21 protein-coding genes are annotated in these 21,269 nt (G+C 53.6%); 7 read left to right on the top strand and 14 right to left on the bottom strand.

Going from position 1 to position 21,269, the window contains the following annotated elements; translation table 11 throughout:
* Positions 1 to 164: 164 nt before the first annotated feature.
* On the bottom strand, positions 165 to 908 hold the full coding sequence (locus tag EAH77_RS05780) for a response regulator (RefSeq protein ID WP_241673401.1): 744 nt from the start codon (positions 906 to 908) through the stop codon (positions 165 to 167).
* 17 nt (positions 909 to 925) lie between these two features.
* On the bottom strand, positions 926 to 2,554 hold the full coding sequence (locus EAH77_RS05775; RefSeq protein WP_140470838.1) for an ATP-binding protein: 1,629 nt from the start codon (positions 2,552 to 2,554) through the stop codon (positions 926 to 928).
* Positions 2,555 to 2,871: 317 nt separating this feature from the next.
* Here EAH77_RS05775 and EAH77_RS05770 point away from each other — a divergent pair, with 317 nt between their 5' ends.
* On the top strand, positions 2,872 to 4,227 hold the full coding sequence (locus EAH77_RS05770) for a 2-hydroxycarboxylate transporter family protein (protein WP_140470837.1): 1,356 nt from the start codon (positions 2,872 to 2,874) through the stop codon (positions 4,225 to 4,227).
* 202 nt (positions 4,228 to 4,429) lie between these two features.
* Positions 4,430 to 4,990: a C40 family peptidase gene (locus EAH77_RS05765; protein ID WP_140470836.1), complete on the top strand. Its 561-nt coding sequence runs from the start codon at positions 4,430 to 4,432 to the stop codon at positions 4,988 to 4,990.
* A 50-nt stretch (positions 4,991 to 5,040) separates the two neighbouring features.
* On the opposite strand, the gene mgrA is transcribed toward EAH77_RS05765, so the two are convergent.
* The 6 genes from mgrA to EAH77_RS05735 form a co-directional block, all read right to left on the bottom strand.
* The gene (gene mgrA, locus EAH77_RS05760) at positions 5,041 to 6,081 is read right to left on the bottom strand and encodes an L-glyceraldehyde 3-phosphate reductase (RefSeq protein WP_140470835.1); all 1,041 of its coding nucleotides are present in this window, start codon (positions 6,079 to 6,081) and stop codon (positions 5,041 to 5,043) included.
* A gap of 123 nt (positions 6,082 to 6,204) precedes the next feature.
* Positions 6,205 to 7,188 carry a class 1b ribonucleoside-diphosphate reductase subunit beta gene (nrdF, locus tag EAH77_RS05755; RefSeq protein WP_140470834.1) on the bottom strand — a complete coding sequence of 328 codons (984 nt, stop codon included), beginning with the start codon at positions 7,186 to 7,188 and terminating at the stop codon, positions 6,205 to 6,207.
* 11 nt (positions 7,189 to 7,199) lie between these two features.
* Positions 7,200 to 9,362, bottom strand: a complete 2,163-nt coding sequence (nrdE, locus tag EAH77_RS05750; protein WP_140470833.1) for a class 1b ribonucleoside-diphosphate reductase subunit alpha — start codon at positions 9,360 to 9,362, stop codon at positions 7,200 to 7,202.
* Positions 9,344 to 9,748, bottom strand: a complete 405-nt coding sequence (gene nrdI / locus EAH77_RS05745) for a class Ib ribonucleoside-diphosphate reductase assembly flavoprotein NrdI (protein WP_140470832.1) — start codon at positions 9,746 to 9,748, stop codon at positions 9,344 to 9,346. Before nrdI ends, nrdE begins: the two co-directional genes overlap by 19 nt.
* Before the next feature lie 10 nt (positions 9,749 to 9,758).
* A complete protein-coding gene (gene nrdH, locus EAH77_RS05740) occupies positions 9,759 to 9,998 on the bottom strand; it encodes a glutaredoxin-like protein NrdH (protein WP_140470831.1) in 240 nt (79 codons plus the stop codon).
* Positions 9,999 to 10,277: 279 nt separating this feature from the next.
* Entirely contained in the window at positions 10,278 to 10,709 is a 432-nt protein-coding gene (locus tag EAH77_RS05735) for a carboxymuconolactone decarboxylase family protein (protein ID WP_140470830.1), read from the bottom strand.
* A gap of 123 nt (positions 10,710 to 10,832) precedes the next feature.
* On the opposite strand from EAH77_RS05735, the gene EAH77_RS05730 reads away from it, so the two are divergent.
* Entirely contained in the window at positions 10,833 to 12,281 is a 1,449-nt protein-coding gene (locus tag EAH77_RS05730) for a PLP-dependent aminotransferase family protein (RefSeq protein ID WP_140470884.1), read from the top strand.
* Positions 12,282 to 12,399: 118 nt separating this feature from the next.
* Here the strand turns inward: EAH77_RS05730 and EAH77_RS05725 are convergent, their stop codons facing one another.
* On the bottom strand, positions 12,400 to 12,708 hold the full coding sequence (locus EAH77_RS05725) for a DUF883 family protein (protein ID WP_140470829.1): 309 nt from the start codon (positions 12,706 to 12,708) through the stop codon (positions 12,400 to 12,402).
* Positions 12,709 to 12,987: 279 nt separating this feature from the next.
* Here EAH77_RS05725 and EAH77_RS05720 point away from each other — a divergent pair, with 279 nt between their 5' ends.
* Together EAH77_RS05720 and EAH77_RS05715 are read left to right on the top strand one after the other, a co-directional pair.
* On the top strand, positions 12,988 to 14,187 hold the full coding sequence (locus EAH77_RS05720; protein ID WP_140470828.1) for an MFS transporter: 1,200 nt from the start codon (positions 12,988 to 12,990) through the stop codon (positions 14,185 to 14,187).
* A gap of 164 nt (positions 14,188 to 14,351) precedes the next feature.
* Entirely contained in the window at positions 14,352 to 14,687 is a 336-nt protein-coding gene (locus tag EAH77_RS05715) for a DUF2002 family protein (protein WP_140470827.1), read from the top strand.
* Positions 14,688 to 14,746: 59 nt separating this feature from the next.
* Here EAH77_RS05715 and EAH77_RS05710 read toward each other — a convergent pair whose 3' ends face one another.
* The 3 genes from EAH77_RS05710 to pfkB form a co-directional block, all read right to left on the bottom strand.
* Positions 14,747 to 15,634 carry an AraC family transcriptional regulator gene (locus EAH77_RS05710; RefSeq protein WP_140470826.1) on the bottom strand — a complete coding sequence of 296 codons (888 nt, stop codon included), beginning with the start codon at positions 15,632 to 15,634 and terminating at the stop codon, positions 14,747 to 14,749.
* Positions 15,635 to 15,770: 136 nt separating this feature from the next.
* Entirely contained in the window at positions 15,771 to 16,211 is a 441-nt protein-coding gene (locus EAH77_RS05705; protein WP_140470825.1) for a DUF1198 domain-containing protein, read from the bottom strand.
* Between the two features lie 163 nt (positions 16,212 to 16,374).
* Positions 16,375 to 17,334 carry a 6-phosphofructokinase II gene (gene pfkB, locus EAH77_RS05700; RefSeq protein WP_140470824.1) on the bottom strand — a complete coding sequence of 320 codons (960 nt, stop codon included), beginning with the start codon at positions 17,332 to 17,334 and terminating at the stop codon, positions 16,375 to 16,377.
* Positions 17,335 to 17,500: 166 nt separating this feature from the next.
* Here pfkB and EAH77_RS05695 point away from each other — a divergent pair, with 166 nt between their 5' ends.
* Complete coding sequence (locus EAH77_RS05695) at positions 17,501 to 18,034, top strand: class IV adenylate cyclase (RefSeq protein WP_140470823.1); 534 nt, start codon at positions 17,501 to 17,503, stop codon at positions 18,032 to 18,034.
* Here the strand turns inward: EAH77_RS05695 and EAH77_RS05690 are convergent.
* Entirely contained in the window at positions 18,031 to 19,311 is a 1,281-nt protein-coding gene (locus EAH77_RS05690) for a lysine N(6)-hydroxylase/L-ornithine N(5)-oxygenase family protein (RefSeq protein ID WP_140470822.1), read from the bottom strand. The two genes, EAH77_RS05695 and EAH77_RS05690, sit on opposite strands and share 4 nt — an antisense overlap.
* 78 nt (positions 19,312 to 19,389) lie before the next feature.
* Here EAH77_RS05690 and EAH77_RS05685 point away from each other — a divergent pair, with 78 nt between their 5' ends.
* Positions 19,390 to 20,271, top strand: coding sequence for a PhzF family phenazine biosynthesis protein (locus tag EAH77_RS05685; RefSeq protein WP_140470821.1), 882 nt, complete (start codon positions 19,390 to 19,392; stop codon positions 20,269 to 20,271).
* A 17-nt stretch (positions 20,272 to 20,288) separates the two neighbouring features.
* Here the strand turns inward: EAH77_RS05685 and EAH77_RS05680 are convergent, their stop codons facing one another.
* On the bottom strand, positions 20,289 to 21,158 hold the full coding sequence (locus EAH77_RS05680) for a LysR family transcriptional regulator (protein ID WP_140470820.1): 870 nt from the start codon (positions 21,156 to 21,158) through the stop codon (positions 20,289 to 20,291).
* Positions 21,159 to 21,269 lie beyond the last annotated feature (111 nt).

Genomic DNA, 21,269 nt, shown 5'->3' with positions numbered 1-21,269 from the left:
TAGTGATTTCAGACGCGAGTGAAAACGGTGAATTTACCGGTTGTCTGAAAGGTGACAATGAGGTGAATTAATGGCGTGAGATGGCGCGATGTGCGGTAAATTGACCGGTGTTGCCACCGGCAGTGAGGGGGGAATGTGTCATGGGAAATGGCGGAAATTCTTAGTCAGGATGCGGATTTTTCTCCACTCGCTATTTTGCGATACAGGCGCCGCGGATGGCCAATATTCCCGTACTGCATTTCTACCGCAATAAAGCCAATCTCCACGCAATATTCCAGATAACGGCGGCCGGTGGTTTTGCTGATCCCGACCTTTTCCACGACCTCGTCAACCGACCAGTTACGATCGTCGCTGTCGCTAAAAACACGTTGCACCAGTTCCAGCGTATTAGGCTCAATCCCTTTGGTTGCAGGGGGCGCAGGCGTATCGCTGGCGGGCAAGTTATACAGACGGTCAAGCGCCTGCTGGTCCAGCACTTTGACATGGCGCAGCTGATGCACCAGTTGCAAAAAACGTTCCAGTGAATTGCGCAGACGCTGGAAGGAAACCGGTTTGATGATGTAGTCGAACGCGCCACCGCGCATGGCCTGGCTGCAAGTATGCATATCGCTGGCTGCAGTAATGAAAATCACCGAGCAGTCGAGGTTTTTCAGCAACGAGCTGTCTATAAGCTCAATGCCCTGGCCATCTGGCAAATAGTTATCCAGCAGCAGTAACCGTGGCCGGTAAAGCTGTAACTGCGTTCTGGCCTGCGCCAGCGTCGCGGCGATGCTCACGACCCGCAGATTAAAATTCTGCTCGATGAAATCACGGTGCAGCCCTGCCAGATAGGGTTCATCCTCGACAATCAGCACGTCCAGCGCGCTGCCCTGATTGATACTGCTATTTTGCATATTACTGTTGTTCATTATCGTTCCTGACTGACTCACACGCCCTGCGGCGGATTGGGGATGAACAGCGAAAACACCGTTCCGCGCGGCGTGTTGTCCGAAATTTCAATCACACCACCGGCCTGACGGACATAACGGGATACCACATAGAGGCCGATCCCATGTTCGCCTCCGGTGGTGTCAGAGGCCAATAGCGGCTTCGTCGTCACACCGGGCTCAAAAATCTGTGGGCGGATCGCAGGCGTTAGCCCGATACCCTGATCGGCCACTTCGATCAGCAACTCATCATGACTGTCCGACAGATAGAACTCGACCGGCTGATGCGGTGCTGGTGCGGCAAGGGTCGCATCCACGGCGTTGTCGATCAGATTACCGATAATCGACATCAGTTCAGATTCTGTCAATGCTGCAGGCAGGCGGCGAAATTGGCAGGCCGGGTCGAAGTTAAGTTCCACCCCTTTTTCCCGCGCACTGGCGTATTTACCCAGCAATAAACCACAAAGTGTCGGTGAAGCGAAACGTGCTGAGACAAAATCCAGCACCGCCTGGGCACCTTCTGATTGCGCCTGAATATAGTCGACGGCGTCATCATAGCGCTTCATATGCAGTAAACCGGCCAGCGTTGCCGTCCAGTTAAGCTGCTCGTGGCGCATAATGCGCAGATTATCGGCGTAACGCTTCACCTGGCTAAGCTGGCTGCTGAGGGTGTTAATATCATTTTTATCACGAAAGCTGAACACCCAGCCGGTTTGCGAGGCGGGTTCCAGTTCGATGCGCACCCGATTGACAATCACCAGGCGCTGATTAAACCGCGCCACTTCGTCGTGGCGGTTGGGGGTCGCGCTATCGCTGGTAAAAAAGGCGGAATCAGTATGAATAATCTCAGTGATTTCCTGACCAATCAGCGCCGCCTCCGGTTGAGACAGCTCCAGTAATTCGCGGGCGGCATGGTTAATCGAAATAATTCGCTGACGGTCATCAATGGCGATCACCCCCTCATAAATCGCTTCCAACAATGCTTTTTGCTGGCGGACCAGCAGGGCGATCTCCTTTGGCTCCAGCCAGAACATCTGTTTTTTGAGATTTTTACTGAACAGCCACGAGAAGATAAACAGCAGCGCCAACAACAGCAGGCCGGAGAGCGCCGCCTGGGCGAGTTGTCTGACACTAATGTCGTCGATATAGGATGTGAGGTAACCGACCGAGACAATGCCGATCACCTTATTGTTTTCATCCAGCACCGGCGCTTTACTGCGTAATGAAATCCCGATCCCACCCTGCCGCACCGAAATAATGGTCTTCCCCGCCAGCACGCCTGCGTTATCCCCGCCGACCATCGGCTTGCCGACGCGATCCGGTGACTGCGAGTGGTACAGGTGATTTTCGTGAGCATCACCGACGACGATATAGCTGGCATCGCTTTTTGCCCGTAGCGGCGCGACCAGACGGGCGATCCCTGCGCTGTCGTGAGCTGCCACTAATTCAGACAGGCCGGGCATCAGGGCGATTTGCGCTGCCTGAACTTTGGCGCGGTTGCCGAGATCGTGATTAAGTTGACGATCAATATTGTGAAAAAGGAATGCGCCGACCAGCGCCAGCAACACACAGGAAAAAGCCAGCAGACTGAGGAAAAGTTTTATCTGGAAGGTAAATCGTAATTTCATTCAGGATGCCAGAACGGAAGGTGAAGAATAAGCCTAACACGCGTTTTTCACCGGTAACATTCCCCGCAGAGTCAGGTTGTGAGCAAAAGCGCAAACAGCACACAGAATGCCTTAAATAAGCCTACTAATAAAAAGACTAATCCAGCTTTTTGCTACAAAGCTGATAAGGATTATTGCCGGAGTAACATTAACGTCATTAACACCATTACAACCTTTAAATCAGCGTTTTTAATTAGAGCAATCTCACAACGGCTGAGGCTGATGATTTTCTATGCTCGCTCTCTGTAACGTCATTTATAAGAAAAGAGAGCAACACCATGAGCACAACCGATGACTCCTATCTGGTCGCCAAAGACCCTGAAAAGCCAACCCTGTCAGCCAAGGATCGCTGGTGGCATATTCTGGACAACTACAAAATAGGGATCATTCCGCTGCCTTTTTTCCTGCTGGCGGGCGTGCTGATTTTGCTCGATTGCCTGAACGGAAAACTGCCCAGCGACATTGTGGTGATGGTGGCCACGCTGGCGTTTTTTGGTTTCGCCTGTGGTGAACTGGGCAAGCGCCTGCCGCTGGTGGGCAAACTTGGCGCGGCGGCGATCTGCGCCACATTCATCCCTTCTGCCATGGTGCATTACGGCCTGCTGCCGGACGTCGTGGTGGATTCCACCGTCAAATTCTACAAATCCACCAACATTCTCTATCTGTATATCTGCTGCATTATTGTCGGCAGTATCATGAGCATGAACCGTCAGGTGTTGATCCAGGGCTTTATGCGGATTTTTGTGCCGATGCTTTGCGGTGAGATTGTCGGCATGGTCGCTGGCCTGGCAATGGGCACGCTGTTGGGCTTGCCACCGTTCCAGACCTTTTTCTTCCTGATCCTGCCGATCATGGCCGGTGGCGTCGGCGAAGGGGCGATCCCGCTGTCGATGGGTTACGCGACCATTCTGCACATGGAGCAGGGCGTGGCACTGGGACGTATTTTGCCTATCGTGATGCTGGGCGGCCTGACTGCTATCGTGCTGGCGGGGGTACTGAATAGAATGGGGAAACGCTATCCACATCTGACCGGTGAAGGCCAACTGATACCAGCTAAAAAGGGGGTGATCGCCCATGGTCTGGAGGAGTTTACCGGCAAGCCTGACGTTAACGCGCTGGCCTGTGGCGCACTGCTGGCGATCCTGCTGTATATGGTAGGGATGCTCGGCCAGCGTCTGATTGGCCTGCCTGCGCCGGTCGGGATGCTGTTTGCAGCCGTGGTACTCAAACTGGTCAACGGTGTTTCACCGTCTATTCAGCAGGGGTCGATGGTGGTCTATAAATTCTTCCGCACTGCCGTGACCTACCCGGTGCTGTTTGCCGTTGGGGTGGCTATTACGCCGTGGCAGGAACTGGTCAATGCTTTCACCGTGCAAAATCTGTTTGTGATCGTCACGACCGTCTGCGCGCTGGTCGGTACCGGCTTCTTCGTCGGCAAAAAAATGGGTATGCATCCGATCGACGTGGCTATTGTCTCCTGCTGCCAAAGCGGGCAGGGCGGCACCGGCGATGTGGCGATCCTCACCTCAGGTAACCGCATGGTATTAATGCCGTTCGCGCAAATTGCCACCCGTATCGGCGGTGCTATTAATGTGACGGTCGGCCTGCTGGTGCTGGCGAAGTTCTTCTCATAATCTTGCGCCCCCAGCGAAGGGGGCAATCACAATCATAACCCGGTTTAATAAGGCAAAATTTTAGCATCCTTTTTTGGACTCAATTAAAACTGATTAATTTTCATACGATGGTTATTATTTATCCACTCAAAGAGGAGTCCATCACTCTGTTTTGTGGTGCCCCGGTAAGGATTTGTATTAATTTCATTCAAAGAAATCTTCTATGTCTCGCATTAAAACCTTCACCTGCGCAATCTTATTGTTAACACCCGTATTCTTTAGCTCAAATTCTTTTGCCTTTGATATTCCAAAGGAATTCGCGTCTTTTGATCTCCCCAGTTATTCTGAACCCGCACTATTTACGCCTGAATTATCCTCTATTAAACCGGGGCAGAGCGGGCGTGCGGAAGCCATCAAAACTGCACTCTTAGTCCAATATTCCAACTGGAAAGGTACGCAGTACCACTGGGGCGGGACAACGCATGCTGGCGTGGATTGTTCGTCATTGATGCAGCAAATATTTAATGATTCCATGCATAAACAATTACCGCGCACCACCTTTCAGCAGATAAAAAATGGGGAGAAGGTGAGAAAGGAAAATCTGAAACCGGGGGATTTAGTGTTTTTCAAAACGGAGCCTGATATACGCCATGTGGGGGTCTATATTGGCGATCATCAGTTTATCCATGCCTCCAAATCGCATGGTGTGACAATTTCGTCCCTGGATGATCAGTACTGGATTAATCATTACGAAACCGCACGTCGCCTGGAGTTGATGAGTTGATTTTTTATGTAACAGGCGGATAAAAAGGCTATCCGCCAATATTTCTCCGATTATTTATCTGACGACGCCTGCCAAAGGTTCAGTTCACCCTCTGCCACATGCTTATCAATCGCCGCCAGTTCTTCGGCGCTGAAATGCAGATTCTCCAGCGCTTTCACGTTTTCTTCCAACTGCTCCGGGCGGCTGGCGCCAATCAGCACTGATGTCACGCGATCGTCTTTCAGCAGCCAGCTCAGCGCCATCTGTGCCATGCTCTGGCCGCGTTGTTGCGCCATTTCATTCAGTAACCGCAGGCTGCTCAGGTTGGCGTCGGTGAGCATTTTGGCATTCAGGCCACGCACTTTATTCCCTTCAACCTGCATCCGGGAACCATCAGGAATACCGTTAAGATATTTACCGGTCAGTAGCCCCTGTGCCAGCGGCGTAAACGCAATACACCCCGCGCCGTTTTGTTCCAGCGTATCCAGCAAACCGCTCTTATCCACCCAGCGGTTCAGCAGATTGTAAGACGGCTGGTGGATCAGCAATGGCACCTTCAGTTCGCGCAGCAGCTCAGCCATTTTTTTTGTGCGTTCTGTGGAATATGACGAAATCCCCACATACAGCGCTTTGCCGCTTTGCACCGTATAGGCCAGCGCCGCCGCGGTTTCTTCCATCGGCGTTTCTTCATCCACGCGGTGTGAATAGAAGATGTCGACGTAATCCAGCCCCATGCGTTGCAGGCTTTGATCGAGGCTCGCCAGCAGATATTTACGTGAACTGCCCGCGCCGTAAGGGCCAGGCCACATGTCGTAACCGGCCTTGGTGGAGATGATCAGCTCATCGCGATACGACGAAAAATCCTGACGCAGCAGCTTGCCAAAATTCTCTTCCGCCGAACCCGGAGGCGGCCCGTAGTTATTCGCCAGATCGAAATGGGTAATACCTAAATCAAAGGCTTTTTGCAGCAATACGCGCTGTGACTCCAGCGGGTTCACATGGCCGAAGTTGTGCCACAGGCCAAGCGAAAGTGCAGGAAGTTTTAGACCGCTCTGACCGCAGCGGCGGTATTGCATGGTTTCATAGCGGGAGGGTGAGGCCTGATATGGCATTATTGTCTCTCCTTTCTTTATATATGTAGGGTTTTGAAACACTGTTTCTATAGTAGCGCGGAGAGGAATTACAGCAACCGGATAAATCGGGAAAGGGAGGAAGCACTTCCTCCCCGTGAAAAATCAGAAATCCCAGTCCTCATCTTCTGTGTTGACCGCGGTACCAATCACATACGACGATCCTGAACCCGAGAAGAAGTCGTGGTTTTCGTCGGCGTTCGGCGACAAAGCGGAGAGGATCGCCGGATTCACGTCCGCCATGCTGGCCGGAAACAGCGCTTCGTAGCCGAGATTCATCAGCGCTTTGTTGGCGTTGTAGTGCAGGAATTTCTTCACGTCTTCGCTCCAGCCTACGCCGTCATACAGTTCTTCGGTGTAGCGGATCTCGTTATCGTATAAGTCCTGCATCAGATCAAAGGCCTGATCCTTCACCTGCCGCTGACGCTCTTCGCTTTCAAGCGCCAGCGCTTTCTGGAATTTATAGCCGATGTAATAACCGTGAACCGCTTCATCGCGGATGATCAGGCGGATCAAATCGGCGGTGTTGGTCAGCTTGGCGCGGCTCGACCAGTACATCGGCAGATAAAAGCCAGAGTAGAACAGGAAGGATTCCAGGAACACGCTGGCGACTTTCTTCATCAGCGGATCTTCGCCGTCATAATAAGAAAGAATGATCGCCGCTTTGTTTTGCAGCGCGACATTTTCTTCGCTCCAGCGGTAAGCCTCATCGACGTCCACGGTGGCGCACAGCGTCGAGAAGATCGAACTGTACGAACGCGCATGCACCGCTTCCATAAAGCAGATATTTGAGTAAACCGCTTCTTCGTGCTGCGTCACCGCGTCCTTCATCAGCGTTGGTGCACCCACCACGTTTTGCACGGTGTCGAGCAGCGTCAGGCCGGTAAATACGCGGATGGTCAGCTGCTTTTCCTGCGCGCTCAGCGTCGCCCAGGACGGAATATCATTGGACAGCGGCACCTTCTCCGGCAGCCAGAAGTTGGAAGTCAGACGGTTCCACACTTCCAGATCTTTATCGTCCTGCAGTTTGTTCCAGTTGATAGCTTTGCTGATGGGCTGTGGCACCAGCAGTTGTTTAATTCCACTCATAAATTCTTTCCTTAAAGCGTGCAGGACACGCAGCCCTGAACTTCGGTGCCTGCCAGCGCCATCTGACGCAGACGGATGTAATAAATGGTTTTGATGCCTTTGCGCCAGGCGTAGATCTGCGCTTTGTTAATGTCGCGCGTGGTGGCGGTATCGCGGAAGAACAGCGTCAGCGACAGCCCCTGATCGACGTGCTGTGTGGCTTCGGCGTAGGTATCAATAATCTTTTCCGGGCCGATTTCGTAGGCATCCTGGTAGTAATCCAGATTGTCGTTGGTCATAAATGCCGCCGGATAGTACACGCGGCCGATTTTGCCCTCTTTACGGATCTCCACGCGGGAAACAATCGGGTGAATACTCGACGTCGAATTATTGATGTACGAAATTGAACCGGTCGGCGGTACCGCCTGCAAGTTCTGGTTATACAGGCCGTGCTGCATGACCGAGGCTTTCAGCTGCGCCCAGTCATCTGCGGTCGGGATCGCAATCCCTGCGTCGATGAATAGCTGACGTACGCGGGCGGTTTTCGGCTGCCATTTTTCGGCCTGCGCGTCATCGACATATTTGTCGAAATAAGACCCACTGGCGTAAGTCGAATCGGTAAATCCTTTAAAAGATTGCTGGCGCTCGATGGCGATCTGGTTAGAAGCGCGGATAGCGTGGAAAGCCACGGCACAGAAATAGATATTGGTGAAGTCCAGACCCTCTTCGGAACCGTAATAAATCTGCTCGCGGCACAGATAGCCGTGCAGGTTCATCTGGCCGAGGCCGATGGCATGCGAATCCTGATTGCCCTGATCGATAGACGGCACCGAGCGGATGTGGCTCATATCAGAGACTGCCGTCAGCGCCCGCACCGCCATTTCCACCGTGTTGCCGAAATCGGGTGAATCCATGGCTGAGGCGATATTCAGCGATCCGAGGTTACAGGAGATATCTTTGCCGACCTTTTGATAGGAGAGGTCTTCGCCATACAGCGTCGCGGTATTGACCTGCAAAATCTCTGAGCACAGGTTGCTCATATTGATGCGGCCTTTAATTGGGTTGGCGCGGTTGACCGTGTCTTCAAACATCATGTACGGATAGCCGGATTCGAACTGGATCTCCGCCAGCACCTGGAAAAACTCGCGCGCGTTGATTTTGCTTTTGTGAATGCGCTTGTCGTTGACCATCTCACGGTATTTTTCGGTGATACTGATTTCCGACATCGGTACGCCATAGACTTTCTCGACGTGATACGGCGAGAACAGGTACATATCTTCGTTGTTTTTCGCCAGTTCGAAGGTGATATCCGGGATAACCACGCCGAGCGACAGCGTTTTGATGCGGATCTTCTCGTCGGCGTTTTCGCGTTTGGTATCGAGGAAACGCAGAATGTCCGGGTGATGCGCGTTCAGATACACCGCGCCCGCGCCCTGACGCGCACCGAGCTGGTTGGCGTAAGAGAAGGCATCTTCCAGCATCTTCATGATCGGAATAACGCCGGAGGACTGATTTTCGATGCGCTTAATCGGCGCGCCCACTTCGCGGATATTCGTCAGCAGGAAAGCCACGCCGCCGCCGCGTTTCGAGAGTTGCAGCGCCGAGTTCACCGAGCGGCCAATCGACTCCATATTGTCTTCGATACGCAGCAGGAAGCAGGAGACCAGCTCGCCGCGCTGCTTCTTACCGCAGTTGAGAAAGGTCGGCGTCGCAGGCTGGAAGCGCCCGGAAATGATCTCATCGACAAAATGGCCGGCGAGCTGAATATCACCGCGTGCCAGCGTCAGCGCCACCATGCATACGCGGTCTTCGTAGCGTTCGAGATAACGTTTGCCATCGAAGGTTTTCAGCGTGTAGCTGGTGTAATACTTGAAAGCGCCCAGAAAGGTCTGGAAGCGGAATTTTTTGGCGTAAGCCTGTTTGAATAATGCTTTGATATCGTCAAAAGCGTATTGATCCAGCACCGTGGCGTCGTAATAACCCTCTTCCACCAGATAGCGCAGTTTCTCCGCCAGATTGTGGAAAAACACCGTGTTTTGGTTCACGTGTTGCAGAAAATACTGACGCGCGGCCAGCCGGTCTTTGTCGAACTGGATGCGGCCATCGGCATCGAACAGATTCAACATGGCGTTGAGCGCGTGATAATCGGGGCTGGAGGTGTCCGCCTCGGTGAGATTCATTTCTGTCGTTGCCAAAATTCAGTAACTCCCTGTGTAACCTTTGCAACGTCTTCCGGCGTACCCAGCAATTCAAAGCGGTACAGGTAAGGCACCTGACACTTTTGGGCGATGATGTCACCGGCAATGCAATACGCTGCGCCGAAATTGGTATTCCCGGCGGCAATAACGCCGCGGATGAGTGAACGGTTTTGTTCATCGTTCAGAAAACGGATCACCTGAGTCGGCACCGCCCCTTTGGCCGAACCGCCGCCGTAGCTCGGCACCACTAAAATATAGGGTGACGTGACGCGCAATTTTTCAGGCTGACGGTCAATCGGGATGCGTATCGCCGGCAAACCGGTCCTGCCGACGAAGCGATGGGTGTTTTCTGAACTGCTGGAAAAATAGACCAACGGATTCATCCGCCGGTCCTCAAAACGCGTTCTGAAGCTGGCGCAGGGCGCTGATTTTGTCCGGGCGGAAACCTGACCAGTGATCGTCACCGGCGACAATCACCGGCACTTGTTGATAACCCATGGCACGAACCTGGCCGAGGGCCACGGCGTCTTTCGTCAGATCGATCACTTCATAGGCAATGCCGTGTTTATCTAATGCACGGTAGGTTGCATTGCACTGGACACAGTCTGGTTTACTGTAAATAATAATGCTCATGATTCGTATTTCCATCTAGTAAGAAATCAGAGACGATTTTTGCCTGCCCGCTGTGCCACTGCGTCAGACGGTTATCAGGCGCGAGAGTCGGTGCCTTCATGGCGTCCCGATGCATTGAATACTAGATGTGGTGATTAAATTTTTCAACCACACAATATGTAGATATTTCAAAAATGCTTATTGCAAAAATGACAAAGCCCGCAGGGCGCGGGCTGGGAGAGGAAAATTTTTTCAGTGCAATTTTTTGATTAAAATTCGAACAGTATGTTTCCTGAGATATTACTGACGCATGCTGACGGCAAGACGGTTAAATGCGTTCATCAGGCCGATAGCGAAGGTCAGTTCGGAGATTTCCACATCGCTGAAGTGCGCTTTCAGTGGCTCATAAACGCTGTCCGGTGCACCGGTGGCGGCAATCAGCGTCATGGATTCCGCCCATGCCAGCGCCGCACGCTCGCGCTCTGAATAGGCATGGCTGACTTGCCATCCCGCCAGCTGATCCAGTTTGGTCTGCGCGACTTCCATTTTGCGCAACGCTTTGGCGTGCATATCCAGGCAGTACGCGCAGCCGTTAATTTGCGAAACGCGCAGGAACGCCAGCTCGATAATGACGTTATCCAGCGGGCCATTTTCCAGCGCGCCGAGTGCTGCGACCATTGGGTCCATCACGGCTGAAGAGAGGGTGAAGTAAGGCAGGCGAAGTGCGGTCATGATGTTTTCCTGTAGTTCATAGGTTTTTAAAAATGGACGCACAGCGCGTCTCAATAAGTGCTACTTTACGCCCTGCATGGTCTATACAATAGAGCCATAAAATGTCTATTTAAGCAGGTCATGATGAGCCGCTTCAGCCTCTCCTTTCACCTCGATCCGCAACAAAAAGCCCCGCTTTACCGGCAGATTTACCAGCGGGTGAAAACGGCGATTATGGAAGGGCAATTGAAGACCGGCAGCCGCGTGCCCTCGGTGCGTGCTCTGGCAAGCGATCTGGGCGTCGCCCGCGCCACCGTCGAAAATGCTTATGGTTTGCTGATAGCGGAAGGTTTTCTGCAAAGCCACGGGCAGGCAGGCACGGTGGTCAGTGCGCCGAAAAGCTTGCCCGCGCCATCGCCGGTCAGGGAAACCCAAACCCGTAAGCCGATTAACCCGATGCTGCCTTCGGTTTCCTCACTGCCTTTTCAGCTCGGTTTGCCCGCGCTGGATGCCTTTCCCCGCGCTATCTGGTCGCGCATTGTGTCGCGGCAAATCCGCCATACCAACATGAATGACCTGGGCCATCCGCCGCTGACCGGCGTCGATGCGCTGCGCCATTCCATTGCGCGTTATCTGCAACTTTCCCGTGGTTTTACCTGCCGCCCCGAACAGATTTTTATCTGCGGTGGCTATGCGCCGGTTCTGGATCTGATTATCGGCAGCCTGTTACAACCGGGCGATGGCGTGTGGCTGGAAGATCCCGGTTATCCGGTGACGCAGGCCTTTTTCCGCGCGGCGGGCGCCACGCCGATGGCGGTAAATGTGGATGACCAGGGCATGAACGTGCCGCAGGCGGTGAAGCAGTTTGCGCATGCGCGTTTTGCGGTGGTGACGCCCGCACACCAAAGCCCAACCGGCGTGACCATGAGCCTGTCGCGACGTATGGCGTTGCTGGATTGGGCGGCCAGCCAGCAGGCGTGGATCATCGAAGACGATTATGACAGTGAGTTCCGCTATCGCGGCCAGCCGCTTCCATCGCTGAAAAGCCTGGATACGCAAGGGCGGGTGATTTACGCCGGAACCTTCAGCAAAGTGATGTTCCCGGCGTTGCGCTGCGCATACATGGTAGTGCCGGATAGCCTGGTGGAAAAAATAGAAGCCTATTGTCCGCTACGCATCTGCGGCACGCCGCCTCTGTTGCAAAGTAGCATTGCGGAATTTATCGAGCAGGGGCATTTCTACCGGCACCTTAAACGTATGCGTCAGCTCTATGCAGAGCGGCGCGGCTATCTCGAACAGGCGCTGACAGCGGCATTTTCGGCGGATGTGTTGCAGGTGAATCAACAGGTCGGCGGCATCCAGCTGTGTGCAACACTGAATTCAGGTCTGGATGATGCGTTGATTGCGAAGAATGCGCGGGAGCAGGGGCTGGCGGTACAGGCGCTGTCAGACTGGCAGGTATTACGCCGTGAGCCGGGCGACGCATTGCGCCCCAATGGTTTGCTGATGGGCTTTCCAAATATTGTTTCAGAGGAAGCGGCCAGCAATTTATGTCAGCAACTGGCGATCCTTGTGAATGGCTGCTTAACATAGAAAACGGGGCCAGATGGCCCCGTCGTCAAAGCGGATTAATGAGGGAATGAAACATCCGCTTAGCGCTTAGGTGCTGGTACCCGACACAGGAAAATAGCACCTTTCTTGCAGGAACGTGTTAACGACGTCCCAGTAGTACGCCGAGCACGATACCCACTGCGGCACCGACACCGACGCCATGCCACGGATTATCTTTTACGTAGCTGGTGGCCTGATCGGCGGCGTCGCGGGCATGCTGTTTCAGGCTACTGTTGCCGTTAAATCGTGCGCGGGCATCGCGTAATACGCCTTCCGCTTTACCACGAATTTTTTCCAGCTCATCTTTCGTTTTGGTCCCCGATGACTGAAGTACCTCATCAAGGGTATCGGCCAGCAGAGTGACATCCTGATCAATGTCGCGTTCGACTTTTTCTGATTTCTTAAACATGTGCCTCTCCTTGTTTGAACTGTGTTTAAAGCATAGTCCAAAATAGTGCGAGGTGAAGATCCCCAGCGAAAACCTCCGCCATTTTAGCCGTTATCAGTGGTTGCGACTGCCTGGTAAACTCAGGCCCGGCGCGGGTTGGCGTGATGCAGATCAGATTTTTCTGTAAGTATGTACAGGTTTACAGCCGATAACATTTTTCCGGGTTTTAACGTTCCCTCGGCAGGCAAACCTGTCTATGCTGTTATTTCCTCAAACTGTGATCTTGGTCCGGGTCCGCCCATGTCGTTAAGTACGCTACGCTCCAACCTGCAATTAAATAAACGCATCCTGTCATTTATGACTTTTACCTTTGTCTGTTATCTGACGATCGGTTTGCCGCTGGCCGTGCTGCCGGGTTTTGTGCATAACTCGCTCGGGTATAATTCGGTGTTGGCTGGGCTGATTATCAGCGTGCAATATTTTGCAACGCTGGCCAGCCGCCCGCATGCCGGGCGCTATGCCGACCAGTTGGGCCCGAAAAAAGTGGTGATCTTCGGCCTGAGTTGTTGCGGGGTGAGTGGCCTGTTTTATGCACTGGCCTTTGTCTTCACCGGACATCCGCTGGTCAGTTTATTGTTGCTGTGTGTCGGGCGGGGTTTTCTCGGCGTCGGCGAAAGTTTTGCCAGCACCGGGACGACGCTGTGGGGCATTGGCGCGGTCGGTGCGCTGCATACCGCGCGGGTTATCTCATGGAATGGCGTCGCAACCTATGGCGCGATGGCCGTAGGTGCACCGCTTGGCGTGCTGCTGAATGCGCACTTCGGGTTGATGGGCGTGGCGGTATTGATCGTGGTCTGCGTGGCTATCGCTATCTGCCTCGCCAGCCAAAAAGCGGCGATTTCGGTCAGCACCGGTAAGCGTATCGCTTTCAGTGCGGTGGTCGGGCGTATCTGGCTGCATGGCCTTGGGCTGGGTTTCGGCACCATTGGTTTTGGCGTGATCGCCACGTTCATCACCCTCTTTTATGCGGATAAAAACTGGAGCGGGGCAGCCTTCACGCTGACTTTATTCAGCCTGGGTTTTGTCGGCGCTCGTCTGGTGTTTGCCAATACGATTAACCGTTTTGGTGGCCTGCGCGTCTCGCTGTTCTCTTTTGTTTTCGAAGCGATCGGCCTGCTGATGATCTGGCAGGGCAGTGATCCGCTTATCGTTCAGCTCGGGGCGTTCCTGACCGGTTGTGGTTTCTCGCTGATTTTCCCGGCGCTGGGAGTCGAAGCGGTCAAACAGGTTCCGCCGCAAAATCAGGGAACGGCGCTCGGCACCTATTCGGCATTTCTGGATCTGGGCCTCGGTCTGACCGGCCCGGTGGCGGGTCTGTTGATTGCCCACGCCGGAACGCCTTCTATTTATCTGGCCGCCGCCATGATGGTGGTGCTGGCGTGGTTACTGACGCTACGTTTATATAAAATTCAACAACGTAGCTGCGAGCCTGAGGTGTAAATCCTGCTGTGAGTCTATCTGAAGACACATAGTGCATAACGTCGAAGAATTTATCTTATCTCGATATAGATAATTCCTAAATATGCCAAATCTCAGGATAAAGAGGTTATTCACAGGTTTGAATACGTTAAGGTCCCTTGCGGTTAAAGAAGCGAGGAGCAACCATGTATTTACGGCCAGATGAAGTGGCGCGCGTGTTAGAAACATCAGGTTTTGAGCGCGATTTTGTTGATGATAAAGCTTACGGTTACTGCCGTGGCGAGCACTATGTGTATGTGAACCGGGAAGCGCGGTTTGGTCGGACTGCCCTGGTTATTCACCCGGCGCTGAAAGAGCGCAGTGAGCGTTTTGCCGATCCAACGGCCTCCTTTCGCAGCAGTCAGGTTTACACCCGTTTTCCTCTGGATGTCGCCAGCGACAGCGAAGCCTATTACGGCATTTGTCATGGGTTCAGTTCGCGTCAGATCCTGGCCAGCTATCTCGAAAACGTCTTCCGGTAAAATGCCAACAGCGCTGAAATCTCAGCGCTGTCTATTTTTGTGCCTCAGGCCTGCCTTTCTTACTTTAGCGGCAACAAAATATCCGTCTGCTGCGCATGTTCAGGTAACTCTTCATCAAGTTGCAGATAGCGGAAATAGACCGGGAAATCTCGCAGCTCTTCACCACTTTGCGGCAACCACTGGCGGTACAGGTAGTAAACACTTTCGCTGATGCGATCGTAGGAACCCACGTGTCGCACCACGGCGCAACGTCCACCTGGCAGGGTTTTGCTGATAACGCCCTGCGGATTAGCGGGAACCTCTCCTTTAGCCTCGGCATTCAACTCGCCGCAAATATCAAAGCGAAATTCCTCACCCGGCGTGGTCAAAGGGTCACTGTATGGAACACCATAGGTACCCTGTGTTGTGTGATCTGACAGCCCTGAGGCTTTACGCCATTCAATAAACGTCGCCACCGAATTAGTCACCCGCATTGGCTCGCCGTGATGCTCCAGCACCGCGACTTGAATTGGCTCAACACAAATAATTTTTACATCCATATTTTCCATCCTCTTCTGATATTCCCTGCCGGGAAACTGGAAATGCCTGTGCCAGTCGACCCAGGCCGGATCCTTGCGAAATTCGCTGGGGGTCAGGCCAAAGGTATTTTTGAAGGCGCGGGAAAACGATTCAGGATTCTCGAACCCTGCATCTAACGCAATATCGATAATCTTTTCTGGCGATTGCTGAACCAGCCGGTACGAGGCGCGTTTTAACCGCATCAGCGTGATATAACGGCTGACGCTGACGCCGCAGTATTGGCTGAACTGACGGTGGAAATGAAACCGTGAGAAACAGGCCACTTCGCTCAATTTTTCAACCGAGAGCTCGCAGTCCAGATGCTGCTCAATATAGGCAAACACCCTTTTAAAACGCCGGGCATAAAGATCGTCTTTGTCGCTGCTCATTTTCCCTCTCTTCAAGACCTCTACTTTGCCTGCGGGGCCAGCCTATTTCCTGACTGAGATTGCTCTTTGTGGGACGGAAAAGAAAACGGCCCAAACAGGGCCATTTTCAGTCAAATGTGGTCATCTGGGTGCAAATTCACACCAGATGGATCTGATTATAGGTTTCGTTGTACTGACGGCGGAACTGGGCCAATTCAAAAGGTTCTATATCCAGTTCGGCAAAATAGAATAGCGCCAGCTCGGCATGTTCGCTGGTGAGATGGGGCGGCAGGTGCGCACGGATCAATACCTCACGCCATTTGGTGATGTTTTCATCTGACGCGTCTTTAATAAAAGTGTGATAGATGAATACGATATAGGCGGCTTTGCGGATCTCTTCAGCATAACCCCCGCTGATGGAGCGGATAAACATCTGACTTTGGCGTTTACCCATTTCCAGCAACATAGAATCAATATACACCGGCTTAATTTTCAGCAGACTGGCAAGGGAATCATTGGCCTTGCGGGTGTCAGCGGTCATGAACCAATACCCTACGATGAAAACCACAACAATTGCTGCAAGCATAATCCATATCATTCTGGACGTTGGCCTCCGGCCTAATCTGGCGTGACGGAAAAGGTGTGCGCGACACCCGATGCGGCGAGTTTATCTGGTTATCACCTGAAAAGCCTAAGGGGAAAGAGGAAGAATTTGCGCCCCGACGCAATAGCAGGGCGCAAAGTGAAGGACGTCCGCCCAGCTAGTGAGCCGGGGTCTGCTGGCAAAGGTAATCGTAAATACCTTGGGTATCGGTATGTGAACACAGGCGGGTGCCGATGTTGAGCGTCGCCGCGCTGCCTGCCGCCACGCCGTAGCGCACAATATCCAGCAGGTCTGCACCCGCTGCCAGTTTTAGCGTCATCGCGCCGACCATGCTGTCCCCTGCGCCGACGGTGCTCATTTTCTTCACTGGTGGCGGGATCACCTGGAACCAGCGTTCGGCATCTACCGCCAGCGCGCCTTGTGGCCCAAGAGAAACCACCACGCGTTCAGCACCGCCGTCACGAATAATTTGGCGCGCTGCATCGAGTACGTCACCCGGTTTTTCCAGCGGATGACCGACCAGCTGTGCCAGCTCATTCTGATTGGGTTTGACCAGCGCCAGCCCGCCCAGTTTCAGTCCGGCGGCCAGCGCATCGCCGGAACTGTCGAGAATACAGTGCAGCCCGGCAAGTTTGGCTTTTTGCAGCAGCCCGGTCAGTGCCGCGACCTCCGTTCCCGGCGGTAAACTGCCGCTGACCACCAAAATAGAACCCGCCGGAAGCTGCGTCACTTTGACGCTCAATGCGTCGAATTCGGCGGCGGTAAGCTTCGCGCCCGGCATCACAAAGCGGTACTGCTCACCGGTGTTTTCGGTATGGACATGCAGATTCTGGCGTGTCCAGTCTTCGGTTTCCAGTGTCTCGGTGGTGATGCCTTCCTGTTCCAGCAACTGCGCCAGATGGGCACCCGTCGGGCCGCCGATGGGGAATAATGCCGTGGCTTTTCCACCAAGATGCACGATGGCACGCGCCACGTTGATACCGCCGCCGCCGGGTTCAAACACCGGCGCGGTGCAGCGCAATTTCCCTTCGGGATAGATTTTCGGCGTGATAGTCGCGCTGTCGAGTGAAGGTGCCAGAGTCAGCGTGACAATACGGGTTTCAGCTTTCTGTATCATGGTTATTCCCTCAATGATATTTCCGATCCCCAGCCTAGCACCTGACACATTAAGCGGGTTGTTTTATCGCCGTTTTAGCGCCCCAGATCAAATCAGCAGATGCCACTTTAGCGTCATGGTGATAGGGTAAAACGCAGTATCCATGGGCGGTATAAAAGGAAATAGCATGGCCAGAAATATTGAGATAAAAGCCAGAATTGATGATTTTTCAGCGATGTACGAAAAAATCGGCCTGATGGCCGAAGGTCTGCCGGATCTTATCGACCAGGATGATACGTTCTTCATCTGTCCGCATGGGCGCCTTAAACTGCGCACGCTGGCGGCCGATCGCGGTGAACTGATCTTCTATCAGCGCCCGGATCAGGCCGGTCCCAAACCCAGCTTTTATGTGCTCACCGAAACGGCCGATCCTGACGGCTTGCGCAACACTCTGACGCTGGCCTACGGTGCTGCCGGACGGGTAATCAAACAGCGTACCCTGTTTATGGTGGGGCAGACCCGTCTGCATCTGGATCGCGTGAAGGGGCTCGGGGATTATCTGGAATTTGAAGTGGTGCTGGCCGATAACGAAACGCCTGAGCAGGGCATCGCGATAGCGGAAGATCTGCTGGAGAAATTACACATAGACCGTCAGGAGCTGATCGATCAGGCCTATGTGGATTTACTCAATGCGAAAGGAAAGCACACCAGGGCGGACTAATCGCCGCTCCACCATTGCACCAGCGACGGGCCTGGGCTGAGATCGTAATGATCTTCGCCCAGCAGATGGTTGAGGATTTTTGCCGACCGCCAGGCCGTCAGCGTCAGTTGTCCCTCGGCGCTGCCGTGGCTATGAATACCGGCGTTGACCGCATAAATACGGTTGTTCGCCGGGCCTTCCCACTCGAGGTTAAAGTTGGGGCGCAGCGGCAAATGTTGTTCGCGATCGTAAGGGATGCGGTCCAGCAGCGGCTCCAGATAATCCGGCAGGCCCGGCCGGTAACCCGTCGCGAGAATAACCATGTCGGCCTCGAAGTGCTCTTCGCAATTCTCCAGCCCGTGCAGCGCCTGTAAACGGTAGCTGCCGTCGGCTTCGTCCTTTATGTTGTCCAGCGCGCGGTGCGGCAACAAACGTACGTTGCGCGGCTGATGTAGCACGTCAAAGCGGTGGTAAAGCTGTTTGTAAATGGCTTCCAGCGTGTGATAGCTGATGCCATCGGAGGGCAGTTTCTGGGTTTTTATCTCCTGCTCACGGATCTCTTCCGGCAGGGTATAGAAGTAATTGACGTACTCAGGGGTGAAATATTCGTTGGTAAAAATCGACTCATCCAGCGGCTGAAAGTTCGGTCTGCGCGACAGCCAGCTCAGTTCGGCGAACGCTCCCCAGTGATTATCCAGCGCGTTAAGAATAATGTCGGCGCCACTCTGACCGCCGCCGACAACCATCACCCGTTTACCGGTAAAGTCCGGTTCGCGCAGTTCCATTTCCGAGGCGTGAAAACAGTTTTTGCCCATCGCTGAGCGGGCCGATTTTGGCACCCAGGGCGCGTGGCCGGTGCCGAGACAAATGTTGCGTGCCCGGTGCAGGCCTTTTTGGGTATGAATGATGAACTCCTGCTTCGCGTCATCAAAATCGATGGCATCGACCGGCTGCGAGAAGTGCAGGTGATCAATGTGCGCGCAGGCCCAGCGCAGATAATCGGAAAACTCATCGCGGCTGATGATCAACTGCTCAGTGGCGAGGAAACGGTAGATCTTCTTCTGTTCCACCAGGTAATTGATAAACGAAAACGCGCTACGTGGCGCAACCGTGGTCACCAAATCCTGTAAGACATAGGTCTGCATGGTGGCGGTGGGCAACAGCATGCCTGGGTGCCAGCTAAACTCTTTGTTGGCATCAAAAAAGGCGCTCTGAATTTTGCCGGTATCCTTCGCCAGGGCTGCCAGACTCAGGTTAAACGGACCGATACCTACACCAATCAAATCGACTGCCGACATGATTTAAATTCCTTTTCCCTTTATGATTTCTTAATCATAGAACAATGCCCTCAAAGCGGATTTTAAATAGGACCTTTCATGACGCAAATGCGCCGTTTTAAACAAGTTGATGTCTTCACCTCTGTCCCGCTGAAAGGCAATCCGCTGGCGGTTATTCTCGATGCCGACGGTCTTACCGATGGCGAAATGCAGGCCATGGCGCGCTGGACCAATCTTTCTGAAACCACCTTTGTTCTCAAGCCAACGGACCCAACGGCAGACTATCGCGTGCGTATTTTCACGCCGGATACTGAATTCCCCTTTGCAGGACACCCGACGCTCGGCACTGCGCATGCCTTACTGGAAGCAGGTTTGCAGCCCAAACGTCCGGGGTTTGTGATTCAGGAGTGCGGCGTGGGGCTGGTTCCGGTCAAAATGCTCGATGACGGTGGGCTGGCATTTAGTGCACCTGCGGCGGAAATCACTCCGCTCGATGACGCACATCGCCCGTTGCTCACCGTGGCACTGGCGGGCGGCAAGATTCAGTCAGATGTGATCCCGTTGGTGGTAAATATGGGCATCCGCTGGCTGGTGGTGCGTATGGAAAGTGCGCAGGCTTGTCTGGATATTGTGGGCAATATGCAGGCGATCGAGCAATTACAGCAGGGCTGCGGTGTGGATGGCGTGGCCGTTTTTGGCACGCATGCAGCAGATGGCCCGGCAGATTACGAAGTGCGGGCGCTGCTGGTAGAGCAGGGCGTATTGGTGGAAGACCCGGTGACGGGCAGTGCCAACGCTTGTCTGGCGCGGGTGCTGAAAATGCAGGGCTTCCCCGATGGCGAAAATAGCGCAGAGAGTTATCAGGTGCGGCAGGGCACGTTGCGCCAGCGCCTAGGCTGTGTGGCGGTAGAGTATGTCGGCGGCGAGCCGTGGATCGGCGGGCATACCTGCACGCTGATCGACGGGACGCTGACGCTTTAACTGTCAGTCTATGACGATCAGCCTCTGCTCTCGCCGTGCTGCGCAGTTTGCATCAGATGAATAAACGCCTGCATTACTGGCGAGGTATTCAGTGTGTGACGGTGCAGCAGCCAGGTGCGGTTTTTTACCGTCTGCCCGTCAACGCTGATCGGGCGGCGGTAAAGATGCTCAGCCAGCGGCAAATAGGTGGCAACAATGGCGTAACCGAGACCATGTTCCACCTTCGCCAGACAGACTTCGAGCTTGTCCACTTCCATGGCAATGTTGGGTGCATGAGAGAAATTGGCGTTCCACCAGCGTTCAATTAACTGCGTGACGTGCGCGCCGTGATGAATCTTGATTTGCGGCATCTGTGGCAGCAGGGCAAAATCAAAATCCTGCCGGTTCACCAGAAAATAGTCATCCTCTTCAACCAGATGCTTGCCTTCTTTCCAGTTAAAGTCATCTTTGACCAGCGCCATATCAATCTCATTACGCAATAACTTCTGAAATATCTCCTCGCTGAAACCACTCATCAGATTCACGCGGATCCCTGGGTGCGACTGGCGGAACTGACTCAATAATGCGGGCAGGCGATACGCTGCATAGTTGCTCGACACGCCGAGGGAAATCTCCCCCTGCTGCCCCTGATCCATGCTGTGCAGGGTAATTTTTAGCTGCTGTAAATCCCGCAATACGGTCAGCGCGTGCTGGGCGAGATATTCTCCTTGCGCGCTGAACACCAACCCTTTCTGCCCGTCCACAAACAGCCGGATCGCCAGCTTGCGTTCAATCTGCCGCAGGCGATAGCTCAGCGCCGGTTGCGAGGTATAGAGCTGCTCAGCGGCGCGGGTAATATTTTTGTGCTGCCAGACGGCACGCAGGATCAGCCAGTCTTTCTCGTTCATTCCGCCCCTCTGGGTTGGGTGTAAAAACCTATACCCATAAAATAATTTTTGCGAAGAAAGCACAACAGATAAAAAGCCTGAATTTGACCAAACGCCATAAAAGCCCTATTT

The organism is Ewingella americana (assembly GCF_006438725.1).
Lineage (GTDB): Bacteria > Pseudomonadota > Gammaproteobacteria > Enterobacterales > Enterobacteriaceae > Ewingella > Ewingella americana_A.
The sequence above is the reverse complement of the archived record's forward strand: the minus strand, read 5'-3'. Positions and strand labels throughout refer to the sequence as shown.

Bases quoted from the DNA above. Each gene is read 5' to 3' on its own strand.
- EAH77_RS05780 (WP_241673401.1), bottom strand. From the start codon at position 908: ATGAACAACAGTAATATGCAAAATAGCAGTATCAATCAGGGCAGCGCG.
- EAH77_RS05775 (WP_140470838.1), bottom strand. From the start codon at position 2,554: ATGAAATTACGATTTACCTTCCAGATAAAACTTTTCCTCAGTCTGCTG.
- EAH77_RS05770 (WP_140470837.1), top strand. From the start codon at position 2,872: ATGAGCACAACCGATGACTCCTATCTGGTCGCCAAAGACCCTGAAAAG.
- EAH77_RS05765 (WP_140470836.1), top strand. From the start codon at position 4,430: ATGTCTCGCATTAAAACCTTCACCTGCGCAATCTTATTGTTAACACCC.
- mgrA (WP_140470835.1), bottom strand. From the start codon at position 6,081: ATGCCATATCAGGCCTCACCCTCCCGCTATGAAACCATGCAATACCGC.
- nrdF (WP_140470834.1), bottom strand. From the start codon at position 7,188: ATGAGTGGAATTAAACAACTGCTGGTGCCACAGCCCATCAGCAAAGCT.
- nrdI (WP_140470832.1), bottom strand. From the start codon at position 9,748: ATGAATCCGTTGGTCTATTTTTCCAGCAGTTCAGAAAACACCCATCGC.
- nrdH (WP_140470831.1), bottom strand. From the start codon at position 9,998: ATGAGCATTATTATTTACAGTAAACCAGACTGTGTCCAGTGCAATGCA.
- EAH77_RS05735 (WP_140470830.1), bottom strand. From the start codon at position 10,709: ATGACCGCACTTCGCCTGCCTTACTTCACCCTCTCTTCAGCCGTGATG.
- EAH77_RS05730 (WP_140470884.1), top strand. From the start codon at position 10,833: ATGAGCCGCTTCAGCCTCTCCTTTCACCTCGATCCGCAACAAAAAGCC.
- EAH77_RS05725 (WP_140470829.1), bottom strand. From the start codon at position 12,708: ATGTTTAAGAAATCAGAAAAAGTCGAACGCGACATTGATCAGGATGTC.
- EAH77_RS05720 (WP_140470828.1), top strand. From the start codon at position 12,988: ATGTCGTTAAGTACGCTACGCTCCAACCTGCAATTAAATAAACGCATC.
- EAH77_RS05715 (WP_140470827.1), top strand. From the start codon at position 14,352: ATGTATTTACGGCCAGATGAAGTGGCGCGCGTGTTAGAAACATCAGGT.
- EAH77_RS05710 (WP_140470826.1), bottom strand. From the start codon at position 15,634: ATGAGCAGCGACAAAGACGATCTTTATGCCCGGCGTTTTAAAAGGGTG.
- EAH77_RS05705 (WP_140470825.1), bottom strand. From the start codon at position 16,211: ATGATATGGATTATGCTTGCAGCAATTGTTGTGGTTTTCATCGTAGGG.
- pfkB (WP_140470824.1), bottom strand. From the start codon at position 17,334: ATGATACAGAAAGCTGAAACCCGTATTGTCACGCTGACTCTGGCACCT.
- EAH77_RS05695 (WP_140470823.1), top strand. From the start codon at position 17,501: ATGGCCAGAAATATTGAGATAAAAGCCAGAATTGATGATTTTTCAGCG.
- EAH77_RS05690 (WP_140470822.1), bottom strand. From the start codon at position 19,311: ATGTCGGCAGTCGATTTGATTGGTGTAGGTATCGGTCCGTTTAACCTG.
- EAH77_RS05685 (WP_140470821.1), top strand. From the start codon at position 19,390: ATGACGCAAATGCGCCGTTTTAAACAAGTTGATGTCTTCACCTCTGTC.
- EAH77_RS05680 (WP_140470820.1), bottom strand. From the start codon at position 21,158: ATGAACGAGAAAGACTGGCTGATCCTGCGTGCCGTCTGGCAGCACAAA.